Here is a 19,063-nt window from a genome sequence, read left to right as displayed (position 1 = left end):
TGAGAATAAGCAAACTAATTTTAAAATAATAAGCTTTTAAAGGGTGCTAAAAGTGATAATATCACTGAGTTAGCACCCTATTTTTCTTTAATGTCTTACAAATCCAAAACCCTCACTTTCTTATATATAAGATGGAAATTGCATAGTCCCGGATAACACGACTTTACATCCAGTTTGTAGTCATATACTCAATCCAAATTAATTCTTAGTTAAATTTGAACATGCCTTTGTTATATTTTCCCTCATTTTTACATATATATCATTAAAGCTATTATGTGAGGGGGGGAATCATTGAAATCGCATATAGAAGAAAGAGCAGTAGTGGTAGCAAAGTATATACTCGAAAAAAACACTACAGTAAGGCAAACAGCAAAGACTTTTGGAGTAAGTAAAAGCACTATTCACAAAGATGTTACAGAGCGATTAAAAGAGATAAATCCATACCTAGCTCAAGAGGTTAAAAACGTACTTGATAAAAACAAATCTGAAAGACATATCAGAGGAGGAATGGCAACAAAATTAAAATACTTAAATGATTACAAAAAAATGTAGGTTACTATGCCTACATTTTTTTATAATTATTTAAATATTATGGTAAATATAGGATTTCATCTTGACTAAAATAAAGTTTTTGTATATGTTGTATTATAAGGATAATATTTTGTAAATACTATATAAAAGGTAAATTTAGAATGATATATAAATATAACTTTAATTTAATAGAATATAATCAATAATCATAAAAGGAGTTGAAGACATGGCTGGAGCTGATATAGGCATAGACTTGGGTACAGCAAACGTGCTTGTTTATGTTAGTGGGAAGGGAATATTACTAGAGGAACCTTCAGTTGTAGCGATAGAAAGAAAATCTAAAAAGGTATTAGCTGTTGGTGAAGAGGCTAGAAGAATGATAGGTAGAACTCCAAGCAATATAGTTGCCATTAGGCCACTAAAGGATGGGGTAATATCAAATTACGATGTAACAGAAAAAATGCTTAAGTATTTTATAGACCAGATAGCTGAGAAAAAAGGATTTGGTAAATTTTTTATGCCTAGAATAATGGTATGTGTTCCTACGGGTGTTACAGATGTAGAAAAAAGAGCCGTAGAAGAGGCTACAAGAGAGGCTGGAGCACGAGAGGTATATATTATTGAAGAACCTATCGCAGCGGCTATAGGAGCTGGTATAGACATTGCACAACCAAATGGAACTATGATTATAGATATAGGTGGTGGAACTGTCGATATGGCAGTAATCTCATTAGGTGGTATCGTTGTAAGTGAATCTATAAAAGTGGGCGGAGATAGATTTGATGAAGCGATTACTAGATACATGAAAAAACAACATAATCTTCTTATAGGTGAGAGAACAGCAGAGAAGATTAAAATTGAAGTTGGTAGTGCTTTTGAAAGAGAAGAAGTTGTATCTATGAAAGTAACAGGTAGAAACCTTGTAACAGGTCTACCAGTATCAGTAGAAATTAATTCATCAGAAACCCTAGAAGCATTAAATGAATGTATAGAGCAAATAGTTGTTGCAACGCATACAGTACTTGAAAAAACGCCTCCAGAGCTAGCTGCTGATATAGGTGATACTGGAATAATAATGACTGGCGGTGGAGCTTTACTTTACGGATTGGACAAGCGTATAGTGCAAAGTACTGGTATAAATGTAACAATAGCTGATGAACCACTTTCATGTGTAGCTAAAGGAACAGGAATAGCTCTTGGATCTATTGATTTGTTAGAGACAGGTGGATCATTTAAGAGATAGAGATTAAGGAGTAGGAATATGCTAAATATAGATCAAATTAAAGAAATAATCCCACATAGATATCCATTTCTTTTAGTGGACAAGATAATAGAATTAGAGGTAGGGAAAAGAGCTGTCGGTATAAAAAATGTAACTGCTAATGAGCCATTTTTCCAAGGTCATTTTCCAGAATATCCTCTAATGCCTGGTGTTCTTATAATAGAAGCACTTGCTCAAGTTGGAGCTGTAGCTATGATGTCTATGGATGAGAACAAAGGAAAATTAGGTGTGTTTGCTGGGATAGATAATGTTAGATTTAAGAAAGAAGTAAGACCAGGTGATACACTTACAATGGAAATAGAGATGATTTCAATAAGAAGAAATATTGGTAAAGCAACTGCTAAGGCATATGTTGGGGATGAACTTGCGTGCAAGGGAGACCTTATGTTTGCGCTAGTTGAAAAGTAAATAATAATTCAACAAAATAAAATACAATTATGAAATCACTTTTTATTTTTATTAAATATAAACTTAAAAATAATAAAGTACAAATTATGACAAAATGCGAACTAAAAGTACATTAATAGAATATAGTATATTAGTGGATGAAATACTCCACTAATTAAATAATAATCCTATAAAATATACAAAGTTCGGAATACAAGTTGATGCTACAAAATTAAATAGTTGATAGAAGAGTTTTAGGTGACACGGCTTTTAGATTGAAAATGTACGAAATAGTCTTCTTAAAAAATCCAAAAGAATCTATAACTGGCTCTAAAACGACTACAGATCGTTTTAGAGCTAGTTTTTTTATATATCAATTATGAAATCACTTTTTATTTTTATTAAAAATATTAACTTAAAAATAATAAAGTACAAATTATGACAAAATGCGAACTAAAAGTACATTAATAGAATATAGTATATTAGTGGATGAAATACTCCACTAATTAAATAATAATCCTATAAAATATACAAAGTTCGGAATACAAGTTGATGCTACAAAATTAAATAGTTGATAGAAGAGAGTTTTAGGTGACACGGCTTTAAGATTAGAATGTACGAAATAGTTTTCTGAAAAAATCCAAAAGAATCTATAACTGGCTCTAAAACGACTGTAGTCGTTTTAGAGCCAGTTTTTTTAAAAAACTTTTTAAAATGGTCAAATTAATAAAATTTAATTGTCTTAATAATAAAAGATTAAATACCATACCAGATATATAATATTTAGATAATTTATTATTTGGCTATTTTAGTACTTTTCGGAATTACTTTTTTACAGTATTATTAGAATTAACTGTAAGCTTTTCTTTTCTAAATGATTACTACAAATTGTAGATACTCTTAAAGAGAATGTAATAAAATTAAAGACTAGTACATATGTACAAGTACAGTGATTGCAAGAGAGATTTGGTAAATATTACAATAAGAAAGTAAATACTAAAGGAGGAAATTATGTCAAAAAGTATAATAGCTAGGTTAATAGTAATTGCTGCAACTTTAATAGTATTATGTATGTTTATTAAGACTGACAATCAAGAAGATAAAATCTCTTTTGAAAATAAAAGGTTACTTTCGAGTAATAAAGAATTAATTATCGATAATAAATGGTCAAGTAATGTTATTTCAACTGTCGGTGATAGATTTTTGATTCAGATGAACATTTATGATTTTGATGATGAGTTTAGTGAAGGGTCAACTGCTAAAATAAATAATAATGATGCTTTAGATATTGAAAATATACAGATAGTAAAATTAGAGGATGGAGGAGGAAAGTATAATAAATATTATCAGACATATTCACTACTTATTGATGTAATTCCAAAAAATGAAGGTACATATAAATTTGATGATTTAAATATAGAAATAACTGGTAGTAAAAGTACTCATAAAATAAATTTAGGTAAGTTTTACTTAACAATTTACCCTAAGAATGTATTTGGTACTGATTTAGAATTTATGATTGGTGAAACCTCTATGAACTTTTATGAGATTAAAGATCGCGAAACACAGGACTATTTGAAAAGTTACTTTTATACAGAAATCCAAAATAAAGTTAAAGAAGATGTAGTAATAAAAGCAATTAGAGTAAGTAATGATAATATAATAGACCTAGAAAAACTAGATAAAAGTATTACCATAAAACCTGGAGAAAAAAAAGAAATCGAAGTTCCATTTAAATTGGATAGAAATATTTTTAACTGCTTATATAATACAGAGATATTATATACTGTAGGAGATCAGAATAAGAAACAAATATCAGGGATGAACATAATTTCAAGAAGCTTAGATAAAAATGGAGTTGCAAAATTGGTCGAAGATAATACAATACGATAAATAAAAAAAGGTGTATTTGGGAGAGAAAAGTTTTATAGAACTTTACTCCAAAATACACCTTTCTTTAGTTAGAATTTATCATTTGTATATCTTAAAATAATTGGAAATAAGAATACTTTAAAAACAATGCTTATTAGTGCAATTGGAACAAAGAATTTAAGCATCTTCCTCATAATATCACCTACCTTTGCTGTTATGTAAATAATCATGTCGATACTAGTATTGAAAGAGCGATAGCTTCAGCTAAATCAAAGATAAAGCTCAAACGTATATTATTAAACGAAAACCTATTGTTTTCATCTATTTTATCTACAATTCCCACAATTGAATAATTTCCTATCTGGGGGAGTTTTTTTCCGACACCTTTTCCAGGGAGTATGGGTCCTTCTCTAATTTGTATATTTCCTATAGTGCTTTCAGATCCTAGACAAGCGTCTATGGCTAAAAAATTGCCATTTTGGTGTTTATTCTTAATCTCATCTAAAGATTCATATATATTTAGTGCATGAATAGGGTTATCAAGTGTTCCGTAGACAGGGTATTTATAACTGTTGTTTTTTAAAATTGTTCCAACTAAAGGGCCGAGAGTGTCGCCGATAGCCCTATCTGTTCCTATACAAACTACAATGGTGTCTTCATCTATTATGTCCTTGAGGGATGAACTAAGGAGATCAACTGCGTTTTCCTCAATGTAGTTTACTTTGGTCAAATACAATAGGAACACCCCCTTCAAAAGATATATATGAATATCTGAAGCATAAAATACCATTAATTGTATATATTCACAAAATATACATGCTTATAAAAATTTACAAAATAATATTACATAATTCGCACATCATACACCATAAAAATATTGACAGTTTCAAGTAAAAATAGTAGTATTATATAGTATAAAAAATTAAATTCTTGATTACCTTATCAAGAGAGGCTGAGGGACAGGCCCTGTGAAGCCCAGCAACCACCCATATGGGAGAAGGTGCTAATTCCTACAAGACGATTAGTCTTGAGAGATGAGGTCAGTTAATTAGTACATTGTTACGGTAATTAACCTCTTCTGTGGAATAATAGAAGAGGTTTTTTAATTGTCTATCGTGAGAAATAATTCATTAGAATAAGGAAATTGGATAAGATAAAAATAAGAATGAGGAGGAATAAAAATGGCTAGACATTTATTTACATCAGAGTCAGTTACTGAAGGGCATCCAGATAAAATCTGTGATCAAATATCAGATGCGATTCTTGATGAATTATTAAGGAAAGATCCTAATTCAAGAGTAGCTTGTGAGACTACAGTTACAACAGGATTAGTTTTAGTAGCGGGAGAGATAAGTACATCTGCTTATGTAGATATACCAAAGTTAGTTAGAAAAACAGTACAAGATATCGGATATACAAGAGCAAAGTACGGATTTGACTGCGACACATGTGCTGTTATTACATCTATAGACGAACAATCAGTCGATATTGCAATGGGTGTTGATGAGGGTCTAGAGAGTAAATCTGGTGAGATGACAAATGAGGAAATAGAAAAGGTAGGAGCAGGGGACCAAGGAATAATGTTTGGATTCGCTTGCGACGAAACTCCTGAATTAATGCCATTACCGATATCATTAGCTCACAAATTATCGAGAAGACTATCAGAAGTAAGAAAAAATGAAACGTTGGATTATTTAAGGCCGGATGGAAAGACACAAGTTACAGTAGAATACGAAGGAAATAAGGCTGTAAGAGTTCACACTGTTCTTATATCTGCACAACACTGTGAAACTATAGAAGCAGAAACGATAAGAAAGGATCTTATAGAACATGTAATAAAAGCTGTAATACCAGCTAAATTACTTGATGAAGAGACTAAAATATACATTAACCCAACTGGAAGATTTGTAATTGGTGGACCTCAAGGAGACACAGGACTTACAGGAAGAAAGATAATTATAGATACTTACGGTGGATACTCTAGACATGGTGGAGGAGCATTCTCAGGTAAAGATCCTACAAAGGTTGATAGATCTGCAGCTTATGCAGCTAGATATGTAGCTAAAAATATAGTTGCGGCTGGACTTGCAGAAAAATGTGAAATAGAATTAGCATATGCAATCGGAGTTGCAAGACCTCTGTCGATTTTCATAGATACTTTTGGAACAGGAAAAGTTTCAGAATCTAAGCTTGTTGATCTAGTAGAGAAGCACTTTGATCTAAGACCTGGAGCTATAATAAGAGATCTAGATCTTAAAAAACCAATATATAAACAAGTTGCTGCATATGGTCATTTTGGTAGAACAGATATAGATTTACCTTGGGAGAAAACGGACAAAGCAGAAATACTTAAAAAAGAAGCGCTAGGAAAATAGTAATTTAAAATTATATATTTCTTACTTTAAAAAGGTTTTCAATTTTAATTAACAAAAAACAGATACTGCATTACAGTATCTGTTTTATTTTTACCATTATTACATATAAATTTTGATAAAATTTATAACTTGCTAAAAATAAAAAAATATGATAATTTTTAATTGGAATAGAGATTAAAAATATATTTGGTGTCAATATGACTTAATAGGGAATTGGATGGAAATTCCAAGCTAACCCAGTAACCGTGATATGGACGAGATCTTAAAACACCACTGAGTAAAATCGGGAAGGAAAGATCGAGGATGAAATTAAGCCGGGAGAACTGCCTAATATATTAGCTAATATCTTCTGCGGGTAGGATGTTAGACTTAAATAAAGACAATTTTAGTCTTAAATTTAAGCATTTTACCTAACAATATTATGTTAGGAGGAATCAAAATGAATAAGTACTTAGCATATCCTTTTTTGTATGATGAATCTTCAGACCTAAGATGTGACTTTGAAATTTTAACAGATGAAATTTCAAGCATGATAGGCCTACTTAGATCAATGGTCGAAGTTGAAGATCTGACGGAAGATTTAAGCAAAATCAATGAAATAATGTATCATATCAATCCAACTCTAAGAACTAGAGTTGCTGTTACTGAAGAAGAACTTTCATGGCTTGCAAAAAAAGTGACCGATATTCAAGAAGAGGTTAAAGATGTTTTTAATAAGTTCGTACTTCCACAAGGATGTACGCAAGCTTCGTATTGCCATGTAATCAGGAGTAAATGTAAGTCTTTAGTTAGACTTCTGAGTAGGCACAAAGAGCAAGGTAATAGTGTTGATGATATTTTATTTGATTTTGTAAATTTATACTCAGGATATTTCTTTGTTTTAGCACTAAAGCTTAACAAAGATCAAGGTCTTGAGGAAACAGAATTTACAAGTAGAGTTTACTAGTAATTTATGAAAAAAAGGAGAGAGATTCATATGAAAAAGAGGTTGGTAGCAATTATTATGTCTATGCTAATGGTTATATTAGTAGGGTGTAGTCAGGAAACAAAAAGAGAAATAACTGATAGAGCAGGGAATAAAGTTGAAGTCCCTAATAAAATAGAAAAGATTATATCTACAGCTCCATCAAATACAGAAATAATAGCAAATTTAGGTTTTGCAGATAAATTGGTCGCAGTGGATAAGTACTCAGAGAATATAGCAGGGGTTAGTAAAGATGTAACAAAGATTGATTTTTCGAATCCAGATTCAGAGGCTATAATAGGATTAGAGCCTGATCTTATAATAGCTTCAGGACACAACAAAACTGGTTCTGGTGAAGATCCATTTAAATTAGTTAGTGAATCAGGCATACCTGTAGTTTATCTACCAAGTAGTGATAGTATAGGTGGTATATACAAAGATATTGAATTTATATCAAATATTTTAGATGTAAAGGATAAAGGAAATGAACTTGTAAGTGATATGAAACGTCAAATAGATGATATATCTAAAGTAGGAGCAACAATCAAAGATAAGAAGTCAGTGTACTTTGAAATTTCTCCAGCTCCTAACCTATATACTTTTGGCGAGGGCACATTTTTAAATGAAATGATAGAGATAATAGGAGCAAATAATGTTTTTGCGGATGAGAAGAGCTGGTTATCTCCAAGTGGAGAAGCAGTAATAAATAAGAATCCTGATGTAATACTAACAAACGTAAACTATATAGATAATCCAGTTGATGAAATTAAAAACAGGGATGGATTTGAGAACATCACAGCAGTAAAAAATGGGGATATTCATCAAATAGATACTGATTCATCTTCTAGACCATCTAATCATATAATCCTTGCTCTTAAACAAATGGCAAAGGCTGTTTACCCAGAAAAATATGACAAATAGAAGTAAACTTTTAATTAGTGTTGCATTTGCATTTTTAATAATTTGTATTGGGACTTCTTTAGGTAGTTCCAATATTAGTATATACGATACAGTCGTGATAATCCTTCAGAAAATATTTAACACATCAATAGGAAATAATAATATAGATCCTAAAAATATTTCTATTGTGTGGAAACTTAGACTTCCAAGAGTGTTACTTGCATTTATAGTGGGAGGCTGTCTATCAATAAGTGGAGCTGTGGTACAGTCGATCCTAAAAAATCAACTAGCATCTCCTTATACTCTAGGTGTATCGTCAGGAGCATCATTAGGGGCCGGGATTGTTATTATAAGTGGATTATCTATTCCAATTATAAGTGGTTTTACTTTGCCAATAGTAGGATTTTTATTTGGTTTAGCTACCGTTTATTTAGTAATTGTATTTTCAAATAAGATAGATAAATCTATGTCTAATAATACTATAATTCTCTGCGGTATGGTTTTTTCACTCTTCGTAAATGCATTGCTTACTACTTTAACTGCACTTTTTTCAAATGAGTTAAAAGCCGTATCGCTTTGGCAAATGGGGAGTTTTGCAATGAAAGGTTGGTTATATGTACGACTTGTGCTTCCATTTTTTATAATTGGAACTATCGGTGTCCTTAAATTTACTAAAGAGATGGATATCTTGACATTTGGTGAGGAGCAGGCGAAATCTGTAGGAGTAGATACACAAATCGTAAAAAAGAAACTTTTTATATTTGCTTCAATACTTACAGGTGGAGCGGTATCACTTAGTGGAACAATAGGGTTCGTTGATTTAATAGCACCTCACGTAGCCAGAAAAATAGTTGGTTCAAGTCATAGGTATGTTATACCAATGTCTTTTATTGTAGGAGGAAGCCTGATGGTAATAACAGACCTTATTGCCAGAACTATTGTATCTCCGTCTGAATTACCAGTTGGAGCTATAACTGCAATAATAGGTGCTCCATTTTTTGCATGGGTGTATTTTAAAAAGAGATAGGTGATAAAGTGTTAGAGATTAAAGATCTTTGTTGTGGTTACGACGGAAATGATATAGTAAAAAACATGGATTTAAACGTAAGCAAGGGAGATAATCTATGTATCGTAGGTCCTAATGGAAGTGGAAAGAGTACACTTTTAAAAGCGATTGGTAACGTAATTGATTATAGTGGAAGCATAAAACTTGACTCTAAAGAGGTCTCAAATTTTTCTAGAAAAGATTTAGCTAAAAAAATAGCTCTTATGGGGCAGATGTCACAGTTATACTTTTCGTATAGCGTATATGATACAGTTTCGTTGGGTAGATATGCTCATTCTACTGGTGTACTAAAAAGCTTGACTAAGGAAGACAAAGAGATAATAATAGATGTCTTAAATAGAGTAGGTCTCTACGATATGAAAGACAAGATGATCGATGAATTATCAGGAGGTCAACTACAAAGGGTATTCTTGGCAAGGACTTTGGCACAAGATCCAGAGATTATTTTATTAGATGAACCTACTAATCATTTAGATTTAAAACATCAAATAGAATTACTAAATTATCTGACGGAGTGGGCGAAAGAAAATAATAAGACAGTTATTGGAGTTCTACACGATTTGAATTTAGTACAGTATTTTGGAGATAATGTGGCAATCATCCACAGAGGAGAGTTAGTCTCTTGCGGTAAACCTAATAAAGTTTTAGACGGTGAGACTCTTAATAATATATATGATATAGATATACGTTCATTTATGTTAGAGTCTTTAGAAAAATGGAAAAGTACAAGTGAATTTAAAAAAAGTATCTAATTTTTACTGAGATGTCTAAAGATTAAGGATTTTTCAAATAAACCTTATCAATAGACATCTCTTTTTTATGGACATATTTTTATTATTAGATATAATTTTTTATTTCTATAATCGCTAACTGAGAACTCATTGTAGTGATAGCCTTTTTAATTTATTTCTGCTAAAATGAATATTAATTGAATGAAGAGTCGAGTATAGAAATACTAGTCGTTTTAGGAGAATGAATATGGAAAGATTAGAAGGAATGGTAAGTGATATAGTATTTAAAAATGAAGATAACGGATATACTATAGCACATTTAGTAAATGAAAAAGATGAAGTTGTTATTGTAGGATGTATGCCGACCTTAGCAGTAGGAGAGAGCGTAGAAGTTTCAGGTAAATGGGTGAATCATAAAGTTTATGGAACACAATTTGAAGTGAATTCATTTATGCCTGTAACTCCATCATCACTTGAGGGTATTTATGTCTACCTATCTTCTGGCATGATAAATGGAATCGGAGAAAAAATGGCCAAGAGGATAATAGATAAGTTTGGCGTTGAGACATTAAATGTAATTCAAAATGAGCCGGAAAGACTTGAAGAAGTGGATGGAATAGGTAGGAAAAAAGTAAAACAAATTGTAAAAAGTTATGAAGAGGATAGAGAGCTCAGAAATATCATTATAGAATTATCGCCGTTTGGAATTACCCCAAGCTTCTGTTTAAAAATTTACAAAAGATACAGAGAAAAATCGATAGAAGTAATAAATAACAATCCATATCAACTTGCTGATGAGATTAGGGGTATAGGATTTAAGATAGCAGATAATATAGCTGAAAAAATTGGTATGGAGAAGGATTCGAAAAACAGAGTGGCTCAGGGCATTATTTATACATTAAATCTATCCTTAAATAACGGTCATACATATTTACCTAAAAATACTCTTATACAAGATGCGGTAAAACTTCTAGGAATAGACTCTAAAATTATAGAAGAATGTATCTACGAATTGGTATACAATAAGAAAATTCACATTGAAAAGATAGAAGGCCGTGAACTTGTATATTTGATGTCATATTTTCTATCAGAAAATGGAGTATGCTCGCAAATTGTTAAGCTATCAGAGCATAAGTTTGAAGATTTAAATGTAGATATAGACGAGCAGATTAGAGAAGTTGAAGATGAAGAGGAAATAGAGCTTGCAAATAATCAAATTACTGCTATAAAAGAGTGCGTAGATAATGGGTTGGTAATAATTACTGGAGGTCCAGGAACGGGAAAAACAACCACTATAAACTCTATTATCAAAGTATTTGAAAAGAATAAAAAAGAAGTAATCTTGACAGCTCCGACAGGTAGGGCTGCTAAAAGAATGAGTGAGACTTCAAATAAAGAGGCTAAAACTATACATAGACTACTTGAAATGGGGTTTTCTACTGATGACGAACTTATGTTTTTTAAGAGTGAAGAAGACCCAATTACAGCTGACGTAGTTATTGTTGATGAGGTATCTATGGTTGATATAATACTTATGTACAATTTACTTAAGGCAATAAAGGTTGGAACAAGAGTTATACTAGTTGGCGACAGCGACCAGTTGCCTTCTGTTGGAGCGGGAAATGTATTAAAGGATATGATAGATTCTGATGTAATAAACGTCGTTAGACTTACTGAAATTTTTAGACAAGCTCAAGAGAGTATGATTGTTGTAAATGCACATAGAATTAATAACGGACAACCATTGTATTTAAATTCAAAGGGAAAAGACTTTTTCTTTATAAAAAAAGATGAGCCAGAGGACATAGTTGCGGAGATTGTAGGGCTTATAAATGAAAGGCTTCCAAAATTTTATGGGGTGGATAAATTAAAGGATATTCAGGTTTTATCACCAATGAGAAAAGGAGATTTAGGAGTTACTAATTTAAATATAATACTTCAAAAATATCTTAATAAAAAAGAAAAATTTAAAGTAGAAGAAACTTTTTCTAAGAGACTTTTTAGAGTAGGCGATAAAATTATGCAAATTAAGAACAACTACACAAAAAAGTGGGAAACTGAAGACCAAAGTGATAGTGGTGAAGGAATATACAATGGCGATATAGGTTACGTATACCATATAGATAAACAAAAAAAGATTTTGTATGCAATTTTTGATCAAGAAAGGATAGTAGAGTATTCGTACGATGAGTTGGATGAATTAGAGCATAGTTTCTGCACGACAATACACAAGAGTCAGGGAAGTGAATTCCCAGTTGTAATAATACCAATTACTTGGGCACCGCCGATGCTACTTAGTAGAAATCTTTTATATACTGCGGTTACGAGGGCAAAAAAACTTGTTGTTTTGGTTGGTGAAGTTAAGTACTTAGAATATATGATAAAAAATAATAGAGTAAATAATAGACATTCTAATCTAGGTTATAAACTAAATAAGTTTAAAAAAGAAGGGTTGCTGATCGGCTAAGAATGAAGTTTAGCAAAGATAGAGATTTTGATTTTTTTAATTTTAAAGACAGACTTTACGAGATCTACAAAGAGTTTTTGGAAATTTTATATCCGCAAAATATAAGTTGCATATTGTGCGACAGGCCTATAAAAAAGACAAATTCGTATTCTATTTGCAAAACTTGTTTTAATGAGCTTAACTTTATATTAGATGGATGTGGCAAATGTGGAAAATTTAAAATAAATTATTCCTTGGAAAAAGAGTTTTTAGGTGAGTGTAATTTCTGCTATAATAGAACGTTTTATTTTGACAGAGCAATTTCGTGTATAGAATACAATGACATAAGTAAGAGATTTATATTAGGACTTAAGTATAGCTCTAAGACTTACATGTGTAAATATATTGCTCAGATTATGATACAAAAATTGGAAATAGAAAGAATTGGATTTGATTATTTAACATATGTACCTCTTCATAAAAAAAGACTTAAAAAAAGGGGGTTTAATCAATCTGAAAAAATAGCAAAGTACTTATCAAAACTGATAGGAGTATCATTAATAGAACTTGTAGTAAGGCATAAAAATACTGAGATGCTGTATAAACTAAAAAGGGATGAAAGAGGCAAAGAGTTAAGAGATGCCTTTAAACTAAATGAAAATATAGATATTGGATGTATTGAAGACAAAAGAGTACTGCTTTTGGACGATGTATTTACGACTGGAGCAACGGTAAATGAGATCTCTAAAGTATTAAAGCTTGCGGGTGCTAAGGATGTAATTGTTATAACACTCTTAACTAGAAGTAGCGAAAAATATGTTAAAAATGATTGTTAATAGACTGTAAAAAGCTGTATGTTGACAAAAATTGATTTTGATATTAAACTAAACAAGTAATATTTAGGTTTGTGGTTGAAAGTCCATGCCAGTCGCAGGCAAAAGGACCCACGTAAGTTAGCGATAAAAATGTTGCTAATGAGCATGGTGCGGCTTAGAAGTAAGTCCTACCGATAATAAAATCGAGAGAGAGTAGTAGTGCGGCGAACCCAAGCGAACCCTCCAGTAGGCGAGTGTGGGGGCAAAGACCAGGTCAACTAAATATTATTTTTAAGAAGGGGATACTTTGAGATATAAGATGAATTTATTTTATGTTTTGAAGTATCCCCTTCTAATTTTTGCATAAATAACATTAAATTTCAAAAGTTGAACAAATATTTGTGTATAACCTTTGAATTCGGGTATTAAAATATTAAGGGATACTAGTTAAATATTATTTAACTTACATGATAAAACAGTAAAGTTTAAATATATTTAAATTAATCTCAAAATCTACTTAATTTTAATTAATTCACAAATTAATAACAAATAACGACTTATATTGTGGATATTTTATAAATACAAAAAAGCTATTTACTAAGGGATTTAAACTTATTCACAATTTAATCCACATTATCCACAGAATGGTGTGAGATATAGTCCACATTATATACAGACTTATGCACTTTTACATAATTAGAAAATATTAGTTTTATAAAAAAATTATATTAATTTGTATGAACAAAGGGATAATTCTATTTGTATAGAATTAATATACAAATGGAATTATTTATATATTGTCACAAATGAAAGGGGATGTTTTTATGAACATAATAATATCTGGGAGACAAATAGAATTAACTGACGCAATAAAAGAGAAAATAGAGATCAAATTATCTAAGTTGGAAAACTATATTGATCAAAATACAGATGTGAAAGTGACTGTAAGTGCAAAAAAAGATAGACAAACTATAGAGGTTACTATTCGTACAATAAATGGACCTGTTATAAGAGCAGAGGATACTCAAGAAGATTTATATTCTGCTATTGATTTAGTTACAGATAAGTTGAAAAGGCAAATTAGAAAGTATAAAAAAAGACTACAAGATAAAAAACAAGATAATATGAGTATAAGATTTTTAGATGTAGCTGAAGAAGACGGCTTTGAGGATGATTCAGACTACAATGATGAATTAGTAATAGAAAGACGTAAAAAATTTAGCTTAAAGCCTATGACAGAAGAAGAGGCAGTGCTTCAAATGGATTTAGTCGGACACGATTTCTATATGTTTAGAAATACTGATACTGATGAAATTGCTGTTGTTTACAAACGTAACAACGGAGGTTATGGAATAATAGAGCACGATTAGATAAATAATTTGAAAAATATATTAAGGTTGTCTCTGAAGTTTGGGGCAACCTTTTTAATTTGTAAATTACCTCCTTCTATATTTATAAATAAAACTATGATATAACGTATTATAAAAGTTATTATGGATATTTTTAAAAGATATTTTGACAAAATTATGATATTTTAGTAATGATAACAAAAAATCAAAAAATCAGTGATTAATAGCTCTAAATAATGCTATAATAAATATTAGGCAGCTTTTTTATAGCTGTCTTTTTAAATAATAATACATATTCGGGTTTGTCACTGGAAAAATAGACTTAACTCTAGTATAATTGTTTTATAATTTGTGGATAACTATTTTAATATTGCTTGTAACTTTGATATTATAAGAGTTTGAATTTGGATACATGCTTAATGTTAAAATGTAGATAAGTATAAATACACACAGGAACGAGGAGATATATATAATGAGTTTTATGGATAGTTTGTTCAATATGGCAGATAAAAAGGAACTTAAAAAGTTTAATAAGACAGTGGATATTATAGATTCACTTGAGCCTAAGTTTGATGCCATGTCAGATAAAGAATTAAAAAGCATGACTACTGAATTTAAAGATAGATTAGCTAAGGGTGAAAGTATTGATTCGATATTACCGGAGGCATTTGCAGTGGTTAGAGAAGCTTCTAAAAGAGTCCTAGGCCTTAGACACTATAGAGTTCAATTAGTAGGGGGAATAGTTCTACACCAAGGAAGAATAGCAGAGATGAAGACAGGTGAAGGTAAGACTTTAGTTGCAACAGCACCTGTTTATTTGAATGCGCTTACAGGTGAAGGAGTTCATGTTGTTACAGTTAATGACTACCTAGCAAAGCGTGATAGAGATCAAATGGCAAAGATATACGAGTTTTTAGGTTTATCTGTTGGAGTTATAGTTCATGGACAGGACTCAGCAGTTAGAAGAGCTCAATACAATTGCGATATAACTTATGGTACAAACAACGAGTACGGTTTTGACTACCTAAAAGATAACATGGTTATTCATAAAGAAGAAAGAGTTCAAAGAGGGCTTAACTACGCTATTGTCGATGAGGTTGACTCAATACTTATAGATGAGGCAAGGACTCCTCTTATAATTTCAGGACCAGGGGACAAATCAACACATTTATACTCTGATGCTAATACATTTGTATTAACTCTAAAGCCTGAAGATTATGCCAAAGAAGAAAAAGATAAAGCAGTATCTTTGACTGAGACTGGAATTCACAAGGCTGAAGTTTATTTCAATGTTGAAAATATAACTGAGATTTCACATACAGAGCTTTATCATCATATAAACCAAGCATTAAAAGCGCATACAATTATGAAGAGAGATGTTGACTATGTAAATAAAGACGGAGAAATAGTAATCGTTGATGAATTTACTGGTAGACTTATGTTTGGTAGAAGATACTCAGAAGGTCTTCATCAAGCAATAGAGGCTAAAGAGAGTCTACAAATACAAAGAGAATCAAAAACATTAGCTACAATAACATTCCAAAATTACTTCAGAATGTACAATAAAATTGCTGGTATGACTGGTACAGCTAAGACAGAGGAGGAAGAGTTCAAAGCCATTTATAAAATGGATGTTTTTCAAGTTCCAACTAATAAACCGATGATAAGAGAAGACCAATCCGACGCAGTATACAAAAGTGAAATTGGTAAATTTAACGCTGTTTCACAAGATATAATTGAAAGACATGAGAAGAACCAACCAGTACTAGTTGGTACAGTATCTATAGAAAAATCAGAACTACTTTCTGCAATTCTTAAGAAAAAGGGAGTCAGACACGAGGTTCTGAATGCAAAGCATCATGACAAAGAGGCTGAGATAATAGCTCAAGCAGGTAGATTAGGCGCTGTTACAATAGCGACTAATATGGCTGGTCGTGGTACGGATATAGTTTTAGGAGGTAACCCTGAGGTACTTACTAAAAAAGAAATGAAGAGATCAGGTTTCAGTGATGAAACTATAAATATAGTAGATACACCTATTGAAGGACTAGATTTAGAAGGAAATGAAGAAATATTTGAAGCTAGAAAAGAATACGAAAGACTATTTGAAAAGTTTAAGAAGCAAACTGAAGAAGAGCAAGAAAAAGTTATAGAAGCTGGTGGTCTTGCGATTATCGGTACCGAAAGACATGAGTCTAGAAGAATTGATAATCAGCTTAGAGGACGTGCTGGTCGTCAAGGTGACCCAGGTAGTTCAAGATTCTATATTGCCCTAGATGACGATCTTATGAGACTGTTCGGAAGCGATAGAATATCAGGCGTAGTAGATAAAATAGGTTTAGAGGAAGATATGCCAATAGAGCACAAGATTCTTACTAAATCAATAGAGAGTGCTCAAAAGAAAGTTGAAGGTAAAAACTTCGGTATAAGAAAGCACGTACTTCAATACGATGATGTTATGAATAAGCAAAGGGAAGTAATGTATGCAGAGAGAAGTAGAGTACTTGAAGGAGAAAATCTACAAGATCAAATCCAAAGTATGGTTCACTCTGTGATAGAGGATTCTGTTAATATGTATACTACCGATCGTGGTTTTGAAGAAGATGCATTTAAAGATCATATTTATGGATTATTTATGCCAAAAGGTAGCCTAGAAATACCTGAAATGGATAAATTAAATTCTGTTGAGCTTATTGAAAAGGTATACGAAGTAGCAGAAAAGATATACTCATTAAAAGAAGGACAAATTGGAAACGAAAGAATGAGAGAGGTAGAGAGAGTTATACTACTTCAAGCTGTTGATAATCATTGGATAGATCATATAGATGCCATGGATCAATTACGCCAAGGTATAGGACTTCGAGCTATAGGTCAACAAGATCCAGTTGTTGCATATAAAATGGAAGGTTTTGATATGTTTGAAGAGATGAACAAAAATATCAAAGAAGATACTGTAAGATATCTATTCAACATTACAGTAGAAGAGCCTGTTGAGAGAAAACAAGTAGTTGATGTAGAAAAACTTTCAGCTACTACTTCAGATGATGAAGATGAAACTCACACTATTGTTAAAGGCGACAAAGTAGGAAGAAATGATCCTTGTCCATGTGGAAGTGGCAAAAAATACAAAAACTGTTGTGGTAAATAGACTCTAGAATGTAAGTGGAGGAATAAATGTTAAATACACAAGAAGTTAAACATAGTATAGAAGATATGCAGACAAATTTAGAAGAATTGAGGGTTTCTCTTTGACTTAGATACCTTAAGATCAAAATTGATAACCTATGAAAAAAAGATAAATAAACAAGACTTTTGGGATGACAACGATCATGCCCAAAAGGTCTTGAAAGAATTAAAATATATAAAAGAAACTATAGAGAATTATGAAAATATGAAAGAATCCATTGAGGATTTAGAAGTATTAGTAGAGTTAGCTGTAGAGGAAAATGATAATTCAGTCTATGAGGAGATTAAAGATTCTATAAATTCTCTTGAAAAAGAATTAGGTGATCTTAAGATAAAGACTCTTTTAGATGGTGAATACGATGGTAACAACGCTATTCTCTCACTTAATGCAGGTACAGGGGGGTTAGATGCTCAAGATTGGACACAGATGCTTCTCAGAATGTATATAAGATGGGCTGAAGATAGAGAGTTCAAGGTTAGACTTCTAGACATTATATCTGATCCAGAAGCGGGTATTAAAACAGCGACTATATCTGTAGAAGGTAGCAATGCATATGGTTACCTTAAAGGAGAAAAGGGAGTACATCGTCTTGTTAGAATATCTCCTTACAATTCTTCTGGAAAGAGGCAGACATCATTTGCTTCTGTTGATGTAGTACCTGAGTTAGATGATAGTATTGAAGTCGATATAAATCCATCTGATCTTAAAATAGATACTTATAGAGCATCTGGTGCTGGTGGTCAACACGTGAATACTACTGATTCCGCTGTAAGAATAACACATATTCCTACTGGTATAGTAGTACAATGCCAAAACGAAAGATCCCAACATCTAAACAGAGAAAGAGCTATGAGGATGCTAATGGCGAAACTCATAGAACTAAAGGAATCAGAAAAAAAAGAGAAAATAGAAGATTTACAAGGTAAGTACTCTCAAATAACGTGGGGAAGCCAAATTAGATCTTATGTGTTTCAGCCATACAAATTAGTCAAAGATTCTAGAACAAATGCAGAGTCAGGAAATGTAGATGCAGTTATGGATGGAGATATAGATTTATTTATAAACGAATATTTAAAGATGAACAAATCGATAAACAAATAAACTATAGGGGGTGTCTTTAAAACTGATTAAGAGAAATATTCTTGACAGTTTAAAGGC

The 19,063-nt window shown here is 31.5% G+C and carries 15 protein-coding genes and 2 riboswitches; of the genes, 14 read left to right on the top strand and 1 reads right to left on the bottom strand.

The window, feature by feature from the left end:
* Positions 1-291: 291 nt before the first annotated feature.
* The 4 genes from spoIIID to KQI18_RS09425 all read left to right on the top strand — a co-directional run bounded on the left by spoIIID (position 292) and on the right by KQI18_RS09425 (position 4,093).
* Positions 292-552 (top strand): sporulation transcriptional regulator SpoIIID, encoded by a 261-nt coding sequence (spoIIID, locus tag KQI18_RS09440; RefSeq protein WP_216467535.1) that lies wholly within the window; start codon positions 292-294, stop codon positions 550-552.
* A gap of 205 nt (positions 553-757) precedes the next feature.
* On the top strand, positions 758-1,774 hold the full coding sequence (locus KQI18_RS09435) for a rod shape-determining protein (protein WP_216467534.1): 1,017 nt from the start codon (positions 758-760) through the stop codon (positions 1,772-1,774).
* An 18-nt stretch (positions 1,775-1,792) separates the two neighbouring features.
* On the top strand, positions 1,793-2,221 hold the full coding sequence (gene fabZ / locus KQI18_RS09430; protein WP_216467533.1) for a 3-hydroxyacyl-ACP dehydratase FabZ: 429 nt from the start codon (positions 1,793-1,795) through the stop codon (positions 2,219-2,221).
* Positions 2,222-3,211: 990 nt separating this feature from the next.
* Positions 3,212-4,093, top strand: a complete 882-nt coding sequence (locus KQI18_RS09425; RefSeq protein WP_216467532.1) for a hypothetical protein — start codon at positions 3,212-3,214, stop codon at positions 4,091-4,093.
* A gap of 205 nt (positions 4,094-4,298) precedes the next feature.
* On the opposite strand, the gene yyaC is transcribed toward KQI18_RS09425, so the two are convergent.
* Entirely contained in the window at positions 4,299-4,808 is a 510-nt protein-coding gene (gene yyaC, locus KQI18_RS09420; RefSeq protein WP_216467531.1) for a spore protease YyaC, read from the bottom strand.
* A gap of 200 nt (positions 4,809-5,008) precedes the next feature.
* Positions 5,009-5,113, top strand: a riboswitch (SAM riboswitch).
* Positions 5,114-5,253: 140 nt separating this feature from the next.
* Here yyaC and metK point away from each other — a divergent pair.
* The 10 genes from metK (at position 5,254) to prfB (ending at position 19,006) form a co-directional block, all read left to right on the top strand.
* A complete protein-coding gene (gene metK / locus KQI18_RS09415; RefSeq protein WP_216467530.1) occupies positions 5,254-6,447 on the top strand; it encodes a methionine adenosyltransferase in 1,194 nt (397 codons plus the stop codon).
* 170 nt (positions 6,448-6,617) lie between these two features.
* Positions 6,618-6,793: riboswitch (cobalamin riboswitch) on the top strand.
* Between the two features lie 93 nt (positions 6,794-6,886).
* On the top strand, positions 6,887-7,393 hold the full coding sequence (locus KQI18_RS09410) for an ATP:cob(I)alamin adenosyltransferase (protein ID WP_216467529.1): 507 nt from the start codon (positions 6,887-6,889) through the stop codon (positions 7,391-7,393).
* A 30-nt stretch (positions 7,394-7,423) separates the two neighbouring features.
* Positions 7,424-8,332: an ABC transporter substrate-binding protein gene (locus KQI18_RS09405; protein WP_236887717.1), complete on the top strand. Its 909-nt coding sequence runs from the start codon at positions 7,424-7,426 to the stop codon at positions 8,330-8,332.
* Positions 8,322-9,338 (top strand): FecCD family ABC transporter permease, encoded by a 1,017-nt coding sequence (locus tag KQI18_RS09400; RefSeq protein ID WP_216467528.1) that lies wholly within the window; start codon positions 8,322-8,324, stop codon positions 9,336-9,338. Before KQI18_RS09405 ends, KQI18_RS09400 begins: the two co-directional genes overlap by 11 nt.
* Before the next feature lie 8 nt (positions 9,339-9,346).
* On the top strand, positions 9,347-10,129 hold the full coding sequence (locus KQI18_RS09395) for an ABC transporter ATP-binding protein (protein ID WP_216467527.1): 783 nt from the start codon (positions 9,347-9,349) through the stop codon (positions 10,127-10,129).
* A 226-nt stretch (positions 10,130-10,355) separates the two neighbouring features.
* Positions 10,356-12,575 carry an ATP-dependent RecD-like DNA helicase gene (locus KQI18_RS09390; RefSeq protein ID WP_216467526.1) on the top strand — a complete coding sequence of 740 codons (2,220 nt, stop codon included), beginning with the start codon at positions 10,356-10,358 and terminating at the stop codon, positions 12,573-12,575.
* Positions 12,576-12,577: 2 nt separating this feature from the next.
* Complete coding sequence (locus KQI18_RS09385; RefSeq protein WP_216467525.1) at positions 12,578-13,390, top strand: ComF family protein; 813 nt, start codon at positions 12,578-12,580, stop codon at positions 13,388-13,390.
* An 803-nt stretch (positions 13,391-14,193) separates the two neighbouring features.
* Positions 14,194-14,739: a ribosome hibernation-promoting factor, HPF/YfiA family gene (gene hpf / locus KQI18_RS09380; protein WP_216467524.1), complete on the top strand. Its 546-nt coding sequence runs from the start codon at positions 14,194-14,196 to the stop codon at positions 14,737-14,739.
* Positions 14,740-15,190: 451 nt separating this feature from the next.
* Positions 15,191-17,866, top strand: coding sequence for a preprotein translocase subunit SecA (gene secA / locus KQI18_RS09375; RefSeq protein ID WP_216467523.1), 2,676 nt, complete (start codon positions 15,191-15,193; stop codon positions 17,864-17,866).
* A 26-nt stretch (positions 17,867-17,892) separates the two neighbouring features.
* Positions 17,893-19,006 (top strand): peptide chain release factor 2 gene (prfB, locus tag KQI18_RS09370; RefSeq protein ID WP_216467522.1). Its coding sequence is split into 2 segments (ribosomal slippage): positions 17,893-17,967 and positions 17,969-19,006, totalling 1,113 coding nucleotides; the frame shifts between segments, so codons are not numbered across the junction.
* Positions 19,007-19,063: the final 57 nt, after the last annotated feature.

The organism is Metaclostridioides mangenotii (assembly GCF_018917235.1).
GTDB lineage: Bacteria > Bacillota > Clostridia > Peptostreptococcales > Peptostreptococcaceae > Metaclostridioides.
This window is presented reverse-complemented; position numbering and strand designations above follow the sequence as displayed.